Origin of the sequence: Haloarcula rubra (assembly GCF_019599465.1) — an archaeon.
Taxonomy (GTDB): Archaea; Halobacteriota; Halobacteria; order Halobacteriales; family Haloarculaceae; genus Haloarcula; species Haloarcula rubra.
This window is the reverse complement of the sequence record NZ_RKLR01000002.1, coordinates 308,218-321,667: the sequence shown is the minus strand read 5'-3', so window position 1 is coordinate 321,667 and position 13,450 is coordinate 308,218. Positions and strand designations below refer to the sequence as shown.

Genomic DNA, 13,450 nt, shown 5'->3' with positions numbered 1-13,450 from the left:
CTCAGTCCTCGGCTCGCGACTCTATCTCGCGGATGATCGCCTCGTTCTCGCCGCCGTCGCTCCGGATCGCCTTCGCGTAGCGCTGGTACTCCTCGGGCGAGACCTGCACCGTCTTCGACTCGCCCCGGTGGGTGAGTTCCAGTCGGACCATCCCCTGGGGGTCGTTCCGGGCGCGGAAACTCGCCATCGCGGTGAAGACGAACCAGAAGGCGAGGCCGGCCCCGAGGAAGTACGCCATCGTGGTCTCGAAGGCCATCGTCTCGGCCCCGGTCGTCCAGCGGGCGGGATACGCTCGCTGGAAGAGGACGATACCGACCAGACAGAGGCCGGTGCCGAGGACGACGCCGGCCTGTTCGCGCTTCGAGGACGGCAGGACGGCGACGACCGAGAGGAACATCGCGGGGATACCCAGTCCGCCCAGCGTCCCGGCGAGTTTCTCGGCGGCCCGGAGGTCGTTCGCGCCGAAGACGGCCGACAGCGGCGTCGTCACCACGAGGATGGCGACGACGACGGCCAGCGCTCCCACGACACCGAGGGCGGCGCCGGCGTAGACGCGGCGGGGGTCACGCCCCGCGAAGCGGGAGTCACCGCCGTATGCGTCTCCGAGACTCTCCATGCCCCTCCGTTCGTCCTGCCCCCACAAAACGATGCGTCAGACGTGCGTCGGACCCGAGACGGCCGGAGCGGCGGTCTCAGGGGCCCACGGGCCATCGCGGGCGACCGGTGTCGAAATCCAGTTCGACGGCGACGTTACTCGCTCTGGATGCGCGGGGCCAGCATGTAGGTGACGCGGCCCTCGCCTTCGGCGAAGTTGAAGTGCATCTTGACCGGGAACTCCTCGCCCAGTTCCATCTCGACCTCGGCGTCCTTCGGGATGGCCTTGTTCATGTTCTTCAGGTAGTCCAGCGAGAACAGCGAGTGGGCGTTCCCGGCGGTGAGGTCGATGAGGTCGTCGCGGGTGAGTTCGAGGTGGACGTCGTCGGTGTCACCCTCGGCGTCGACGTAGAACAGTTCGTCGGTGGCGTCGACCCCCAGTGCGATGTGGTCGCTGACCATGTCGGCGGCGGTGACCGCGCGGTTGATGTCTTTCCCCTCGATGACGATGTGTGCCGAGAGGTCGAGGTCCGGGAGGTCCGGTTCCTGTCGGATGGAGTCGGGGTCGATGAGGGCCAGCGTGTACTCTAGCCCGTCGATAGCGATGTGGAGTTTGCGGGTCTCCTCGTCGAGTTCGAGGTGGACCAACTGGCCGGCGTCGGCCATGCCGGCGATGTCCTCGAGTCGAGAGAGGTTGACGCCGATGAGGCCGCCGTCGGTCTCGTAGGACTCGAAGGCCGCCGCCTCCAGTCGCAGGTCGACCATCCCGACGTTGGCGGGGTCCACCGCCCGAATCTCGAGGCCGTCCTCTTCGAGGTGGATCTTGCACTCGTCCACCAGCACGCTCACTGAATCGAGAGCCGATTTGAGCGTGTCCGCACTCACGATGGCGTTGAACATCTTGAACCGGGCTACGCCCCCATGCATTAAAAAGTCCCTCATTGACCCGCGTGCGCGTGCGACCCTCGGTGTGCCCGACAGCGGGCCCGCGCCCGGCCGGCGGTGGGGGAGGCGGACGCGACCGCCGTGTCGCCGACTTGTATGTGCAAGCCTGCAGTTCAGTGGCGCGGCGACCCACGTCGTCGATACGATGCCGACACCGGACAGCGCCTCGAACGCGTACTCCCGACGGGCGGTGCTGGGTGCGAGCGCGTCGGTTCTCGGTGGGTCGTTGCTCGCGTCCACCAGCGCGTCGGCACGGACGACGACCAAGGCCGTCGTCGCCGACGGGTCGGGGACCGGCGACCTGACCGGATTCTTCGTCCACTTCGGACAGTCGACGAACCCCGTCGAAGCGCAGACGGCGACCGACTGTGGGTTCGCCGACTGGCCCGACGACGAGACGACGGCGTACGACGTGACGCTCATCGACCGTGCGAGACCGGACTACGAGCAGTACGAGCGGACGGTGTACGTCCCCGATTCGACGGACTTCCAGCCGGGAAACCTCTACGTCGTCAACTCACAGGAACGGTGTACGACCGGCTACGTCGGCGTCAGACTCGTCCAACTCGGTTCGAGACAACTCGAAGCCGCCGTCAGCGGCGACGCCGAGGCCGTGACGGAGACGAGCGGCGGGAGTGGCGCAGGGTTCGGCGTGGTCGCGGCGCTCGCGGCCGCACTGGGCGTCGGTGCCCGCCGTGGCAGTCGGGACGACTGAGACGGGACGGGCGGCCCAGCGGCGCTTCAGACTTCGGGCTGGAACACGTCGTGGTTCGGTTCCCCTTCGCGGTTGATGACCGCCATCATCCCCTTGCGAGCGACGCGGGAGAGGGCGTGGTCGACCAGTTTGATGGGACCGGGCACCTCGGCGTGCAACGTCGCCACGACGGTCGACCCGGGTTTGACGGGCGTCGTCTGGACGAACCGGTGGGGGTCGCTGGCGACCGCCCCCTGTGGCCAGACCTCGTCCCACACGGAGCCGATGGGGTGGAACGACGAGTCGAGGTTCGGGCCGCCGACGGCGAAGTACACCCGGGCCGTCTCACCGGTCTGCATGCTCGGGACGCCGTAGCCGTCGGGCGTGATAGCGTACTTCTCGCCGTTCATGAGGACGTAGGTCGGCTCTTCGGCCTGCATCGACTCGACGTCGAAGTCGTGGTGTCCCTCCTCGCCGGCCTCGCCCTTGGTGTAGAGTTCGTGCTGGCCGAAGTAGAACTCGTGGTCCACCTCCGGCAGGCCATCCTTCGGTTCGACGAGTATCATGCCGAACATCCCCGAGGAGATGTGCATGTCGAGGTTCGGGACCGCACAGTGGTAGATGAAGCTCCCGGGGTAGGTGGCCTTGAACCGGAAGGTCTTGGTCTGGCCGGGCGTGACCATCGACGCCTCGGCACCTCCACCCGGCCCACGCACGGCGTGGAGGTCGACGTTGTGGGGCATCGAGTTGCCCTCCTCGTTGGTGATGGTCAACTCGACGGTGTCGCCGCGGCGGACCCGAATCATCGGCCCGGGAATCTGGCCGTCGAAGGTCATGTACGTGTACGTGACGCCGGGTTCGACCTCGGCGACCTGCTCTTTCGTGGTCATCTCGACCGACACCGTCTTCGGCGTCGACCGCTCGATGGGGGCCGGGATGTCGGTCGGGTCGGCGGCGATACGGTCGACGTCGGTCTGCTTGGCGGGGTTCATGCTTGGCTCCTGTGGGGTGGTCCGTTCGGTCGGCTGTTCGGTCTGGGCACCGGGAGCACCGGCACAGCCCGCGATTGCGGCCGTGCCGACGCCCAGCGCCTGCAACACGCGGCGCCGCGTCGCCGTCGGGATGGATGACATGAGTGGGACCTCCGTTACAGGTGTATCTCTGCACCGGACGCACATATACCGGAAAGGGAACTCTCAGGACCTGAGACGTGTTCTCACGGCGTAGGAAGACGAGTGAACGTGTTCGGGTGGGGAACGGGACTCCGTCTCAGTCCGCCGTCGCGGCCGAACCGCCTGCGGTCGGGTCCCTGTCGGTGTGGCCCCCGAGGACGGCGTTGACGACGGCGCCCAGCAACAGGACGACGCCGCTGAAGTACAGCCACGTGAGCAACAGCATGATGCCGGTGAGGACGCTGACCCCACCGCCGCCGGTGGCGACGACGACGTACACCTGAAACAGCCCCTGCAGGAGCGCCCACCCGACCGCCGAGACGAGGACGCCGGGCAACACCTCTCGGGCGGTCACGTCCGTGTTCGGGAAGACGTAGTACATCGGGAGGAACGCGACGACGAGGCCGGCCGCCAGCACCACCGGGAACAGCACACCCAGAACGGGAACCTCGCTGGCGACGGCGCCGAACGCGGTGGTGACCGCGACGGTCGCGCCGACCGAGAGGACGAGCGAGACGAGGACGACGACGCCGTCGCGGAGTTGCTGGACCAGCGAGCCGTCCGCGTCCACCTCGTAAATCTCCTCGAAGGCGGTGTCCAGCCCACGGAAGAGCTTCAGCGCCCCCCAGACGAGGACGACGACGCCGACGAGCGAGGAGGGGCCGGCGCTCCCGCCCCGGCTCTGGAGGAGTCGGTCGATTAGCTGTCCGACGACCGGCGAGACGTTCGCCGAGACGAGCGCGAGGAAGCGCTGTTCCCAGCCCGCACCGACGAGCGCGAGCGCGAGGACGACGAACAACAGGAGCGGCACCAGCGAGACGAACGCGGTGTACGCGATGCTCCCGGCGAGGAACGTGACGTTCTTCTCGCTGAACTCGGTCCCGACGGTGCGGAGAACCGACGTGACGTTCGCGGTGGAGACCATGCCCGTCGGCGTTGTGTCTCGACGTGGAAAAGGCACGTCGTCGCGGTCGGCGTCGACGGCGCGGTACGCGATTCGGCACGCCTTTCCGCGTCGGCCGCCTCCGTACCGGTATGACCGAGACGACGTGCGACACAGCGTCGCGACGCGTATCACGCCGGACGGTGACCTGACCATGTCCGGGAAAGACGACTACTACAACCGAGCCAAACAGGAGGGGTATCGCGCCCGCTCGGCCTACAAACTCCAGCAACTGGACGAGACGGCCGGACTGCTGGGTGAGGGCCGCACCGTCGTGGACCTCGGGGCCGCACCGGGTGGCTGGCTGCAGGTGGCCGCCGAACGCGTCGGCGACCGGGGCACCGTCGTCGGCGTCGACCGCCAGCGCATCGACCCTCTCGACGACCCGGCCCCGACCGTCGAGTACGTCCGCGGGGACATGACCGAGGACAGCACCAAAGCCGAGATTCGCGACGTGGTCGGCGGCGACGCCGACGAACTCGGCGGTCCCGTCGACGTGGTCCTCTCGGACATGGCGCCCAACATGACCGGCGAGTACGACCTGGACCACGCCCGGTCGGTCCACCTCGTGCGGCAGGCCTTCGAGGTGGCGACGGACCTGCTCTCGTCGGGCGGGGACTTCGCCGCGAAGGTGTTCGACGGACAGGACCTCGACGACCTGAAAGCCGACATCGAACCGGAGTTCGAGTACGTCCGGGAGGTCCGCCCCGACGCCTCGCGTGACTCGTCTTCGGAACTGTACCTCGTCGCGAAACACCGCCTCACGGCCCCCGTCCGCGAGGGTGAGGTGGTCGAGGTGACCATCGAGGACGTCGGCGAAGAGGGTGACGGCATCGCCAAAGTGGAGAACTTCACGCTGTTCGTCAGCGGCGTCGACGAGGGCGAGACGCTAGAGGTGCGCGTCGACGACGTGAAACCACGGTACGCCTTCGCGCAACCCGCGGAGTAGGGCGGCGCACTGCACCGCCGGACAGCGATCGGGCACCCGCTCACTGCACCGCCGGCGTGGCCTCGTCCTCGTCGTCCTCGACGCCGGCCAGCGCGACGACGGCGTAGACGAACGGGGTGTCCAGCAGCGCGATGAGCAGTTTCAGGAGGTACTGACCGACGACGAGCGACAGCGCCGCCGACAGCGGGACGCCCTGAAAGAGGACGAACCCGACGCCGACGAAGATGACCGTGTCGACGAGTTGGCTCGTGGCCGTCGACCCGACGTTCCGGAGCCACAGCGCCTCGCCGTCGGTGGCGTCGCGCAGCGCGTGGAAGACGAACACGTCGAGGTTCTGGCTGACGACGTACGCGCCGAGGCTGGCGGCGACGATACCGGTACTCGCGGCGAGGACGTTGCGGAACGCCGCCGGGTCGACCGGTTGGGCCGCGGCGGGGAGGCCGGGGGCGAGGATGGTACTCCAGACCAGCGCCAACAGCACGAAGTTCATCAGGAAGCCGACGTTGACGACGACGGTGGCGGCCCGGCGCCCGTACAGTTCGGCGTAACAGTCGGAGGCGAAGAACGTCAGCGCGTACGCCAGCGCCGCGCCGGGGAGGACGAGCGTCTCGCCGGCCACGGGCAGGGAGAACGGGAGACCGAAGGCCAGCAGTTTCGACGCCGTCACCTGCGAGACGACCAGCGCCGTCACGAACAGGGCGACGAGGCCGACGCGAACCGGGTGCTCGCCGCTACTGCTCATCGTCGAGTCGTCCCTGTCGCTCGTCGATGTCGTCCAGTATGTCGAGCGTCTTGCGGACGGAGGCACGGATGGCCTCGCTCCGGTTGACGAACTTCCCCTCTTCGCCGACGTGGGCGTCTAAGTCCTCCAACAGTTCCGCGGGCACCTCGACGCTTATCTTGGGCATATCGAAAGCATACCGACACCACCGCTTAAATCGGTCGTCTCGTCGCCTCAGTCGGCCGGTTCGCTCCGGCCCTTCGGCGTCCGGCGGCCGCCGAGCGTGTACACCCAGAGGATGCCCAGTCCCAGCAGGTAGGCCGCCGCCGTCGGGATGCCGACGATGAACATCGTGAAGATGCCGTTCGGCGAGAGGATAGCCGAGAGGGCGACGATGCCGATGACCACCTCGCGCCAGCGCTCGTACATCAGGTGAAACGGGACGATGCCCGCGCGGTGGAACAGGAACATCGTCACCGGGATCTCCGCCAGCAGACCGATGCCGATGGTGAGGAAGAACACCAGCCACCCGAACTTGCTGATGCGGTAGGCGATGACCATGTTGGCCTGCAACTGGTCGTAGGCGATGGCCGAGATGGTCATCGGGGCGACGTAGAGGAACCCGAGCAGACTCCCGCCGATGAGCGCCACGAACAGCGTCCCGCCCCAGACGAGGAGGACGTTCCGGTCGCCGACGACGAGGCCGCGTTCGCGCATCGCCGGCCACGCGAAGTACAGCAACAGCGGCACCACCGAGATGGCGCCGAGGATGGTCGAGAACTTCACGATGAACACGAGGTGTTCGACCGGGTGGAGCGTCACGATGTTGACGCCCTCCGCCATCCCTTCCGGGAGACGGCTGACGAAGATGCGCTGGATGCGGCCGATACCGCCCTGGTACAGGAACAGGAACGCCGCCGACAGCACGACGCCGAACACGCCCAGCACCCAGAACGCCTTCGAGGCGATGGCGTCGAAGATGAAGCGGATGTCGTAGTAGTAGCCGCCGATGTCGTCCTCGGTGGTCTCGTCGTCGGTGAAGGCGTTGACCATCCCCGCCGTCGTCGAGGCGAGGACGTCCTCTTCCTCGTCCGCCTCGGCGTCGCCGTCGGCGCTCTCCGTGGCCGTCCCCTCGGGCCCGTCGTCCTCGTGGGCCATGTCCCACCGGTCGAGGATCAACTGGGCTTTCTCCTGGTTCTCCTCGGAGAGGGCGCGGTCGGCGTGGGCCAGCGCCTCCTCCTCGGTCATCTCCTCGAAGGCCTCCGGCGGCGCGACTTCGATGGCCGACGCACTGAGTTCGCCGATGTCGATGGCCGTCGGGTCGCCGTGGCGACGGCCGGGCCCGACCGCGTTCTGGTCGAGCGCCTGCAGGACGTGGTAGTAGACGACGGCGACGGTCGCGAACGACCCGAACACCGCGGCCAGCAGGACGGCCGTCCCCTCGACGGAGAGGCCGAACAGTTCGGGCCGGGCGAGGTTCCCGGTGAGTCGGGTCGAGTACTGTGCGGCGACCGCCTCGACGGCCTGTACGTACTGGAACGCGCTCGTCGTCACCACGTAGTAGGTCAGCCCACCGACGAGGACGGCCGACCCGAGGACGGTGTTCCAGTGCTCGACGGCGACCCGGCGAGTGCTGACGAGGTCGCTGGAGCGTTTGACCGTCACCGCGAGTTTCGAGAGCGCGAGACTCAGCGCGTAGAGGCCACACAGCGGCGCGGCCCACATAATCTGCGTGAAGGGGTCCGGCGGCGAGAACAGCGCGCCGAACCCGAAGATGGCGATGACGGCGTAGCGCCATTTGTCGCGGAACGTCTCGTAGGGGACGATGCCCGTGTACGAGAGGACCGTCATCATCAGCGGCAACTGCGCGGCCAGTCCGAACGAGGCCGCCAGCAGGAAGACGAACTGTGCCCACTTGACGATGGAGTACTGGGGCACGAACCCGGCGGCGTCGGCGTTGCCGGCGAGGAAGTTGAACATCAGCGGGAAGAACAGTTCGTAGGCGTAGGCGACGCCGGCGGCGAACAGACTCAGACTGATGACGACGAACAGCGCGCCCTTCCAGAGCGGAATCTTCTCGGCGGGCCACCACCCGCGACGCCGCAACCCGTCGCGGCCGAAGTAGACGAGCAGGGGGAGCGACATCAGGATGCCGACGACGGCCCCTATCTTCACCTGCAAGAGGATGACGTCGAAGGGGGTGACGGCGACGATACTGGTCGCCTCCTGCGTGGTGAGGTCCATCTGGGAGTACAGCAGGTCCTGTCGGAGTCGGTCCCAGGCCCCGTACTGGAGGGCCATGATGGTCCCTATCATCCCGACGACGAAGACGATGAACACCTTCTGGAGGTGGGTCTGGGCGGTACTGAGCATCGCACCCAGCGTCGCACGGCCACTCTGGACCGTCTGGACCGTGTCCTCGTCGATTGCACTCGCCATCGTCCGTGAGGGTAGCCGATTCTGCGTTATCAATTTGTTCATCACACGGGCGCGTTCACGGCCCCAGCGCGGCCGCTCGAAAAGAAAGTTTACAACCACCAACCGCCAAAGCGCTTCCAGATAGATGGTGGACGGGGACGCAGACGACGACCGCCCACGGCCCGAGGACCCGCTACTGTCCTCGGACGACCGGAGCGACAGTGACGTCCACCCCGAGGAACGCGGCCACGACCGTCACGGTCGTCCCGACGAGATGGGCCCGAGCGAGGACGACCCCGGACAGGCCGACGACGGCGCGTCCGACGACGTGACCGGCCCGGGCGACAGACCGGTCGGCGGCCACGAGACGACGGCGGGCGCCCACGGCCTCCCGGGGCCGACCCGAGCGGGCCTGTTCGACCGCGACCCGGACGAGGTTAGCGCCGCGACGCCCGCCGACGTCCCGACGGACTGGGGCATCCCGGCGACGCCATCGCCGACCGGTTCGGCGGGGGCCGGTGACCCGGGGTACGACCCCGACGGCGAGGCCGGCATCGGCGGCGCGCCCGACGACCAGGAGATGCCGCTGGCCGACCACGTCGAGGAGATGGCGACGCGCCTGTTCATCGTCGTCGGCGTGATGGCCGCCGTCGCCGTGTTGACCCTCCCGGCGTCCGACGAACTCATCAACTTCCTCTGGTACTCCTTCCTCGACGGCCCGGCCGAGGCGTGCGGGCAGTTCGCCGTCGACGCCCAACCCGGCGGCGAGAGCACCGTCTCCGGTGCGGACTGCCCGCACGTCTACAGCCCGCTGGCGCTGATTCTCGCGCGCCTGAAGGTCGCCTCGCTGGTGGGCTTCATCGCCGCCCTCCCGGTGTTCGTCTACGAGACGTACCTGTTCATGCGGCCGGGGCTGTACCCCCGCGAGCGGCGCTACTACCTCGCGGCGGTCCCGACGAGTCTGGTGCTCGCGGCCATCGGCGTCGGCTTCGCGTACTTCGCCGTCCTGCGGGCGATGTTCGACTACTTCATCACCTACTCCGACCGGGCCGCCGACCTCGCGTTCGGCCTCGGTGAGACGTTCAACCTCATCATCCTGATGCTGGGCTTCTTCGCGCTCGTCTTCCAGATTCCGCTGTTCGTGATGCTCGCCATCATGATGGGCGTCACGACCAGACGGTGGCTCGTCGACCGGCGCCTCTACTTCTGGGGTGCGTTCGCCGCCATCGCGTTCGTCTTCAGCCCCGACCCGACGGGGATGGCGCCGCTGATGGTCGCCGTGACGATGATCGGCCTGTTCGAGGGGACGCTCCTCCTGCTGAAGTGGACCGGGAGCAGTTCGCCCGTCCCGACCGCCGAGGACCTCGCGAACCGGCGGCCCTACGCCTACGCCCTGTTCGCGCTGGTCGGCTACGTCCTCAGCCCCGCGCCGGTGCCGACGGGCTACTACGGGCAGTTGCCGACGAGCGTCACGAGCACGCTCGCCGAGGTCGGCCTCGCGCCGCCGATACTCGTCGGTGGCGGCCTCATCGTGCTGTTCGAACTGACCGCGTACGTCAACAAGAACTACTACGGCAGCGTGAAACTGTGGCGCGGCCTCCGGAAGGCCCGCCTGCCGGTCTGGACGGTGGCCATCGTCGTCGGCTACCTCTCCAGTCCCGACCCGACGCTGTTCCGACTGGTGAACCAGTTCGGACTGGCGACGACGGCCGCCGTCGGCGTCGCCGCGGCCCTCGTCGTCCTCTTCGAGGGCGGCCTGCTGGTCGCGCGGTACCGCGGCGGCAGTACGGCCGAACCACAGGAGTGACACCCCGTGGCGACCGTTCTCCTCGCTCGACACGGCGAGACACACTGGAACCGCGAGGGGCGGGTGCAGGGGTGGGCCCCGACGCGACTCACCGACCACGGCCGCGAGCAAGCGCGGGCGCTGGGGTCGTGGCTCGCCGACGAGCGAACGGTAGACCGCCTCGTGACCTCGGACCTCCGGCGGACCCGCGAGACGACCGAACAGGTGCGTGAGACGGCGGCGGAACTGCCCGACCCGACCGTCGACAGCGCGTGGCGAGAGCGGGGTTTCGGCGTCTATCAGGGCTTTCTGGCCGAGACATTGTTCGAGCGCCACCCCGACCACGACCCCGAGAAGAGCGTGTCGTCGCTCGACGCCACACCGGAGGACGCCGAGAGCGTCGAGACGTTCTGTGACCGGGTCTCGTCGGCGTGGGCCGGCCTGCGGGCGACGGTCGGGCCGGACGAGACGGTGGTGCTGGTCACGCACGGCGGCGTCGTCAAGGTGCTGCTCGCCGCGGTGACCGAGCGCTCGCTGGACGCGACCATCACCGCCCACTCGCCGCCGAACTGCTCGGTGACGGAGCTACGGCTGGACGGGTCGGACGCGGAACTCGTCGCAGAAGGCGTGCGGCCGTGGCGCGAGTGAGTTACTCGGCGGTCGGGTAGTCGGCGTCGAAGACGTTCGAGACGACGTCGTCCTCGTCGTCTTCCTGCTCCGGACTGACGCTCCCGGTCTGGTAGCCGTGGAGGTCCAGCGTCACGTGGTCGAACCCGCAGTCCGCGACGTGGTCGCGGGCCGCCCGGACGAAGTCTGGGTCCAGTGCCGTCTCCAGTTCGTCCTCGCCGACCTCGATGCGGGCGAGGCCGTCGTGGTCGCGGACCCGGAACTGCTCGAAGCCCCACGTCCGCAGGAGCCGTTCGGCCTTCTCGACGCGGGAGAGGCGGTCCTCGGTCACTTCGAGGCCGGTCGGGATGCGCGAGGAGAGACAGGCCATCGAGGGCTTGTCGGCGACCGAGAGGTCGTACTCGCGGGCGATCTCCCGAACCTCCGATTTCTCGATGTCCTGTTCCAGCAGAGGGGAGTAGGCGTCGAGTTCGTCGACGGCCCGGAGGCCGGGGCGGTGACCCTCGCCCACGTCGGAGGCGTTGGTGCCGTCACAGACGACGTCGATACCCAGTTCGCGGGCGCGGTCGTACATGGCGCCCAGTCGCATCGAGCGACAGTGATAACACCGCATGTCGTCGTTGCGCATGAACTCCTCGCTGTCGAGTTCGGAGAACTCCACTATCTCGTGACGGATGCCGATCTCCTCGGCGACGCGGGTGGCGTCCTGCAGTTCCTCGGCGGGCAGGGTCTCCGACTTTGCGGTACAGGCGACGGCGTCGTCCCCGAGGGCGTCGTGGGCCAGCGCAGCGACCACGCTCGAGTCGACGCCGCCGGAGAACGCGACCACCACGCCGTCTCGCGACGCGAGGTCCTCGCGGGCGGCAGCCATCTTCTCCGCGACAGCAGACATAGCGACGACTACTGGGTCGACGGTGAAAACGGCTTCGTGTCCGGTGTGACGACCGCCTGCCGGAGACACGAGATATTTACCGTCGCCTCGGGAACTCCCGGCCGATGCCCTCCACTAGTCAGCGTCTCGCCGCGGCAGTGGCCGCCCTCGCGGTCCTGCCGGGCGTCGCCGCCGCACAGCAACCGACCGGGCAGGTCACCCTGTCGCCGCTCGCACAGTTCGCCGCGGCCGGCGGGTACAGCCTCCTCGTCGGCGCTCTCCTACTCGCTGCCGCACCCGCCTGGACCAGAAACGCCGTCGACGACATCTTCGAGGACCCCGGCGTCGTCGTCGCCGTCGGCACGCTCGGCTACCTCGCAATCATCGTCGGCCTCGTCCTGCTGGCGCTAACGCTCATCGGACTCATCGTCACCATCCCCGGCCTGCTGGCGCTGTTCGTCGTCGCGCTGGTGGGGACGCCGCTGGGCGCGTACGCCGTCGGCCGGTGGCTCACCGGGGTCGGCGACGTCGACAACCGCTGGGCGGCGCTGGCGGTGGGTGCCGTCGTCGTCGGGGCGGTCAGCGCCGTCCCCGTCGTCGGGGACCTGCTGAACGCGCTGGTCGCCAGCCCCGGCATCGGCCTCCTCCTGTTGCGGGGGAAAGCCAGTCTGCTGGACTGACGAGGACGCCCGAGAACGAGCGGAGCCTTCTTGCCGCCGACCCCCGGAGTTCGGATATGGACATGACACGTCGCCCCCGACGGCTCCGGACCGACGGGGTTCGCCCGCTGGTACGAGAGACCGAGGTCTCGGCGTCGGACCTCATCGCGCCCGTCTTCGTCGACGCGACGACGGACGAACGGGTCCCCATCGAGACGATGCCGGGCCACGAACGCGTCCCCGTCGACGAGAGCGTCGCCCGCGTCGAGGACGTCCTCGAGACCGGCGTCGAGGCGATAATGGTCTTCGGCATCCCGGAGTCGAAGGACGAACGCGGGAGTCGGGCGTGGGCCAGCGACGGCGTGGTTCAGGAGGCGGTCCGACGAATCACCGACGAGACGGACGCCTACGTCATCACGGACGTCTGCCTCTGTGAGTACACCGAGCACGGCCACTGCGGGGTGCTGGAGGAGACGGCCGAGTCCGACCCGGACCTCACCGTCCGCAACGACGAGACGCTCGGCTTGCTGGGCAACATCGCCGTCAGTCACGCACGCGCAGGCGCGGACATGGTCGCGCCGTCGGGCATGATGGACGGGATGGTCGGCGCCATCCGCGAGGCCCTAGACGAGGACGGCCACAGCGACGTGCCGGTCATGAGTTACGCGGCGAAGTTCGAGTCCTCGTTCTACGGGCCCTTCCGCGACGCCGCCGACGGCGCGCCGGCGTTCGGTGACCGGCGACACTACCAGATGGATCCCGCGAACGCACGCGAGGCCCGCCGGGAGGTCGAACTCGACGTCGAACAGGGCGCGGACGTGTTGATGGTCAAGCCCGCCCTGCCGTATCTGGACGTCGTCCGGGACGTGCGGGAGACCTACGACCACCCGGTCGCCGCCTACAACGTCTCCGGCGAGTACGCGATGTTGCACGCCGCCGCGGAGAAGGGGTGGCTGAACCTAGAGGAAGTCGCCTACGAGTCGCTGCTCTCCATCAAGCGGGCCGGTGCCGACCTTATTCTCACCTACTTCGCAGAGGACGTGGCCGACCGCCTCTGAGAGCGGCGGGCCC

14 protein-coding genes are annotated in these 13,450 nt (G+C 68.3%); 6 read left to right on the top strand and 8 right to left on the bottom strand.

The genetic code is table 11. From position 1 onward, the window contains the following. Position 1: 1 nt before the first annotated feature. Together EGH21_RS06265 and EGH21_RS06260 are read right to left on the bottom strand one after the other, a co-directional pair. Positions 2–616, bottom strand: coding sequence for a cell division protein CdpA domain-containing protein (locus tag EGH21_RS06265; protein ID WP_220617619.1), 615 nt, complete (start codon positions 614–616; stop codon positions 2–4). Between the two features lie 134 nt (positions 617–750). Then, the gene (locus EGH21_RS06260; RefSeq protein ID WP_220618001.1) at positions 751–1,494 is read right to left on the bottom strand and encodes a DNA polymerase sliding clamp; all 744 of its coding nucleotides are present in this window, start codon (positions 1,492–1,494) and stop codon (positions 751–753) included. A gap of 190 nt (positions 1,495–1,684) precedes the next feature. On the opposite strand from EGH21_RS06260, the gene EGH21_RS06255 reads away from it, so the two are divergent. Beyond that, positions 1,685–2,254 carry a hypothetical protein gene (locus EGH21_RS06255; protein WP_220617618.1) on the top strand — a complete coding sequence of 190 codons (570 nt, stop codon included), beginning with the start codon at positions 1,685–1,687 and terminating at the stop codon, positions 2,252–2,254. Positions 2,255–2,280: 26 nt separating this feature from the next. Here the strand turns inward: EGH21_RS06255 and nirK are convergent, their stop codons facing one another. Continuing rightward, positions 2,281–3,366: a copper-containing nitrite reductase gene (gene nirK, locus EGH21_RS06250; protein WP_220617617.1), complete on the bottom strand. Its 1,086-nt coding sequence runs from the start codon at positions 3,364–3,366 to the stop codon at positions 2,281–2,283. A gap of 136 nt (positions 3,367–3,502) precedes the next feature. Further along, positions 3,503–4,330 (bottom strand): YihY/virulence factor BrkB family protein, encoded by an 828-nt coding sequence (locus EGH21_RS06245; RefSeq protein WP_220617616.1) that lies wholly within the window; start codon positions 4,328–4,330, stop codon positions 3,503–3,505. A 172-nt stretch (positions 4,331–4,502) separates the two neighbouring features. Here EGH21_RS06245 and EGH21_RS06240 point away from each other — a divergent pair, with 172 nt between their 5' ends. Next, positions 4,503–5,297 (top strand): 23S rRNA (uridine(2552)-2'-O)-methyltransferase, encoded by a 795-nt coding sequence (locus EGH21_RS06240; protein WP_220618000.1) that lies wholly within the window; start codon positions 4,503–4,505, stop codon positions 5,295–5,297. Positions 5,298–5,337: 40 nt separating this feature from the next. Here EGH21_RS06240 and EGH21_RS06235 read toward each other — a convergent pair whose 3' ends face one another. Genes EGH21_RS06235 through tatC (EGH21_RS06225) form a run of 3 tightly spaced genes read right to left on the bottom strand, consistent with a single transcriptional unit; the run spans position 5,338 to position 8,457 of the window. After that, positions 5,338–6,039, bottom strand: coding sequence for a queuosine precursor transporter (locus tag EGH21_RS06235; RefSeq protein ID WP_220617615.1), 702 nt, complete (start codon positions 6,037–6,039; stop codon positions 5,338–5,340). Continuing rightward, positions 6,029–6,205, bottom strand: a complete 177-nt coding sequence (locus tag EGH21_RS06230) for a ribbon-helix-helix domain-containing protein (RefSeq protein WP_220617614.1) — start codon at positions 6,203–6,205, stop codon at positions 6,029–6,031. Before EGH21_RS06230 ends, EGH21_RS06235 begins: the two co-directional genes overlap by 11 nt. 47 nt (positions 6,206–6,252) lie before the next feature. After that, positions 6,253–8,457: a twin-arginine translocase subunit TatC gene (tatC, locus tag EGH21_RS06225; protein WP_220617613.1), complete on the bottom strand. Its 2,205-nt coding sequence runs from the start codon at positions 8,455–8,457 to the stop codon at positions 6,253–6,255. 124 nt (positions 8,458–8,581) lie between these two features. Here tatC (EGH21_RS06225) and tatC (EGH21_RS06220) point away from each other — a divergent pair, with 124 nt between their 5' ends. Continuing rightward, positions 8,582–10,243, top strand: a complete 1,662-nt coding sequence (tatC, locus tag EGH21_RS06220) for a twin-arginine translocase subunit TatC (protein ID WP_220617612.1) — start codon at positions 8,582–8,584, stop codon at positions 10,241–10,243. Between the two features lie 6 nt (positions 10,244–10,249). Beyond that, positions 10,250–10,870: a histidine phosphatase family protein gene (locus tag EGH21_RS06215; protein WP_220617611.1), complete on the top strand. Its 621-nt coding sequence runs from the start codon at positions 10,250–10,252 to the stop codon at positions 10,868–10,870. A gap of 1 nt (position 10,871) precedes the next feature. Here EGH21_RS06215 and larE read toward each other — a convergent pair whose 3' ends face one another. Next, a complete protein-coding gene (larE, locus tag EGH21_RS06210) occupies positions 10,872–11,741 on the bottom strand; it encodes an ATP-dependent sacrificial sulfur transferase LarE (RefSeq protein WP_220617610.1) in 870 nt (289 codons plus the stop codon). A 104-nt stretch (positions 11,742–11,845) separates the two neighbouring features. Between larE and EGH21_RS06205 the strand changes: the two genes are divergently transcribed. Both EGH21_RS06205 and hemB read left to right on the top strand, forming a co-directional pair. Then, on the top strand, positions 11,846–12,400 hold the full coding sequence (locus tag EGH21_RS06205; protein ID WP_220617609.1) for a DUF8173 domain-containing protein: 555 nt from the start codon (positions 11,846–11,848) through the stop codon (positions 12,398–12,400). Between the two features lie 56 nt (positions 12,401–12,456). Further along, a complete protein-coding gene (hemB, locus tag EGH21_RS06200) occupies positions 12,457–13,437 on the top strand; it encodes a porphobilinogen synthase (RefSeq protein ID WP_220617608.1) in 981 nt (326 codons plus the stop codon). Positions 13,438–13,450: the final 13 nt, after the last annotated feature.

Coding starts and splice junctions, on each gene's coding strand:
- EGH21_RS06240 (WP_220618000.1), top strand. CDS start 4,503: ATGTCCGGGAAAGACGACTACTACAACCGAGCCAAACAGGAGGGGTAT.
- EGH21_RS06255 (WP_220617618.1), top strand. CDS start 1,685: ATGCCGACACCGGACAGCGCCTCGAACGCGTACTCCCGACGGGCGGTG.
- EGH21_RS06245 (WP_220617616.1), bottom strand. CDS start 4,330: ATGGTCTCCACCGCGAACGTCACGTCGGTTCTCCGCACCGTCGGGACC.
- tatC (WP_220617613.1), bottom strand. CDS start 8,457: ATGGCGAGTGCAATCGACGAGGACACGGTCCAGACGGTCCAGAGTGGC.
- EGH21_RS06265 (WP_220617619.1), bottom strand. CDS start 616: ATGGAGAGTCTCGGAGACGCATACGGCGGTGACTCCCGCTTCGCGGGG.
- hemB (WP_220617608.1), top strand. CDS start 12,457: ATGGACATGACACGTCGCCCCCGACGGCTCCGGACCGACGGGGTTCGC.
- tatC (WP_220617612.1), top strand. CDS start 8,582: ATGGTGGACGGGGACGCAGACGACGACCGCCCACGGCCCGAGGACCCG.
- larE (WP_220617610.1), bottom strand. CDS start 11,741: ATGTCTGCTGTCGCGGAGAAGATGGCTGCCGCCCGCGAGGACCTCGCG.
- EGH21_RS06230 (WP_220617614.1), bottom strand. CDS start 6,205: ATGCCCAAGATAAGCGTCGAGGTGCCCGCGGAACTGTTGGAGGACTTA.
- nirK (WP_220617617.1), bottom strand. CDS start 3,366: ATGTCATCCATCCCGACGGCGACGCGGCGCCGCGTGTTGCAGGCGCTG.
- EGH21_RS06235 (WP_220617615.1), bottom strand. CDS start 6,039: ATGAGCAGTAGCGGCGAGCACCCGGTTCGCGTCGGCCTCGTCGCCCTG.
- EGH21_RS06205 (WP_220617609.1), top strand. CDS start 11,846: ATGCCCTCCACTAGTCAGCGTCTCGCCGCGGCAGTGGCCGCCCTCGCG.
- EGH21_RS06260 (WP_220618001.1), bottom strand. CDS start 1,494: ATGTTCAACGCCATCGTGAGTGCGGACACGCTCAAATCGGCTCTCGAT.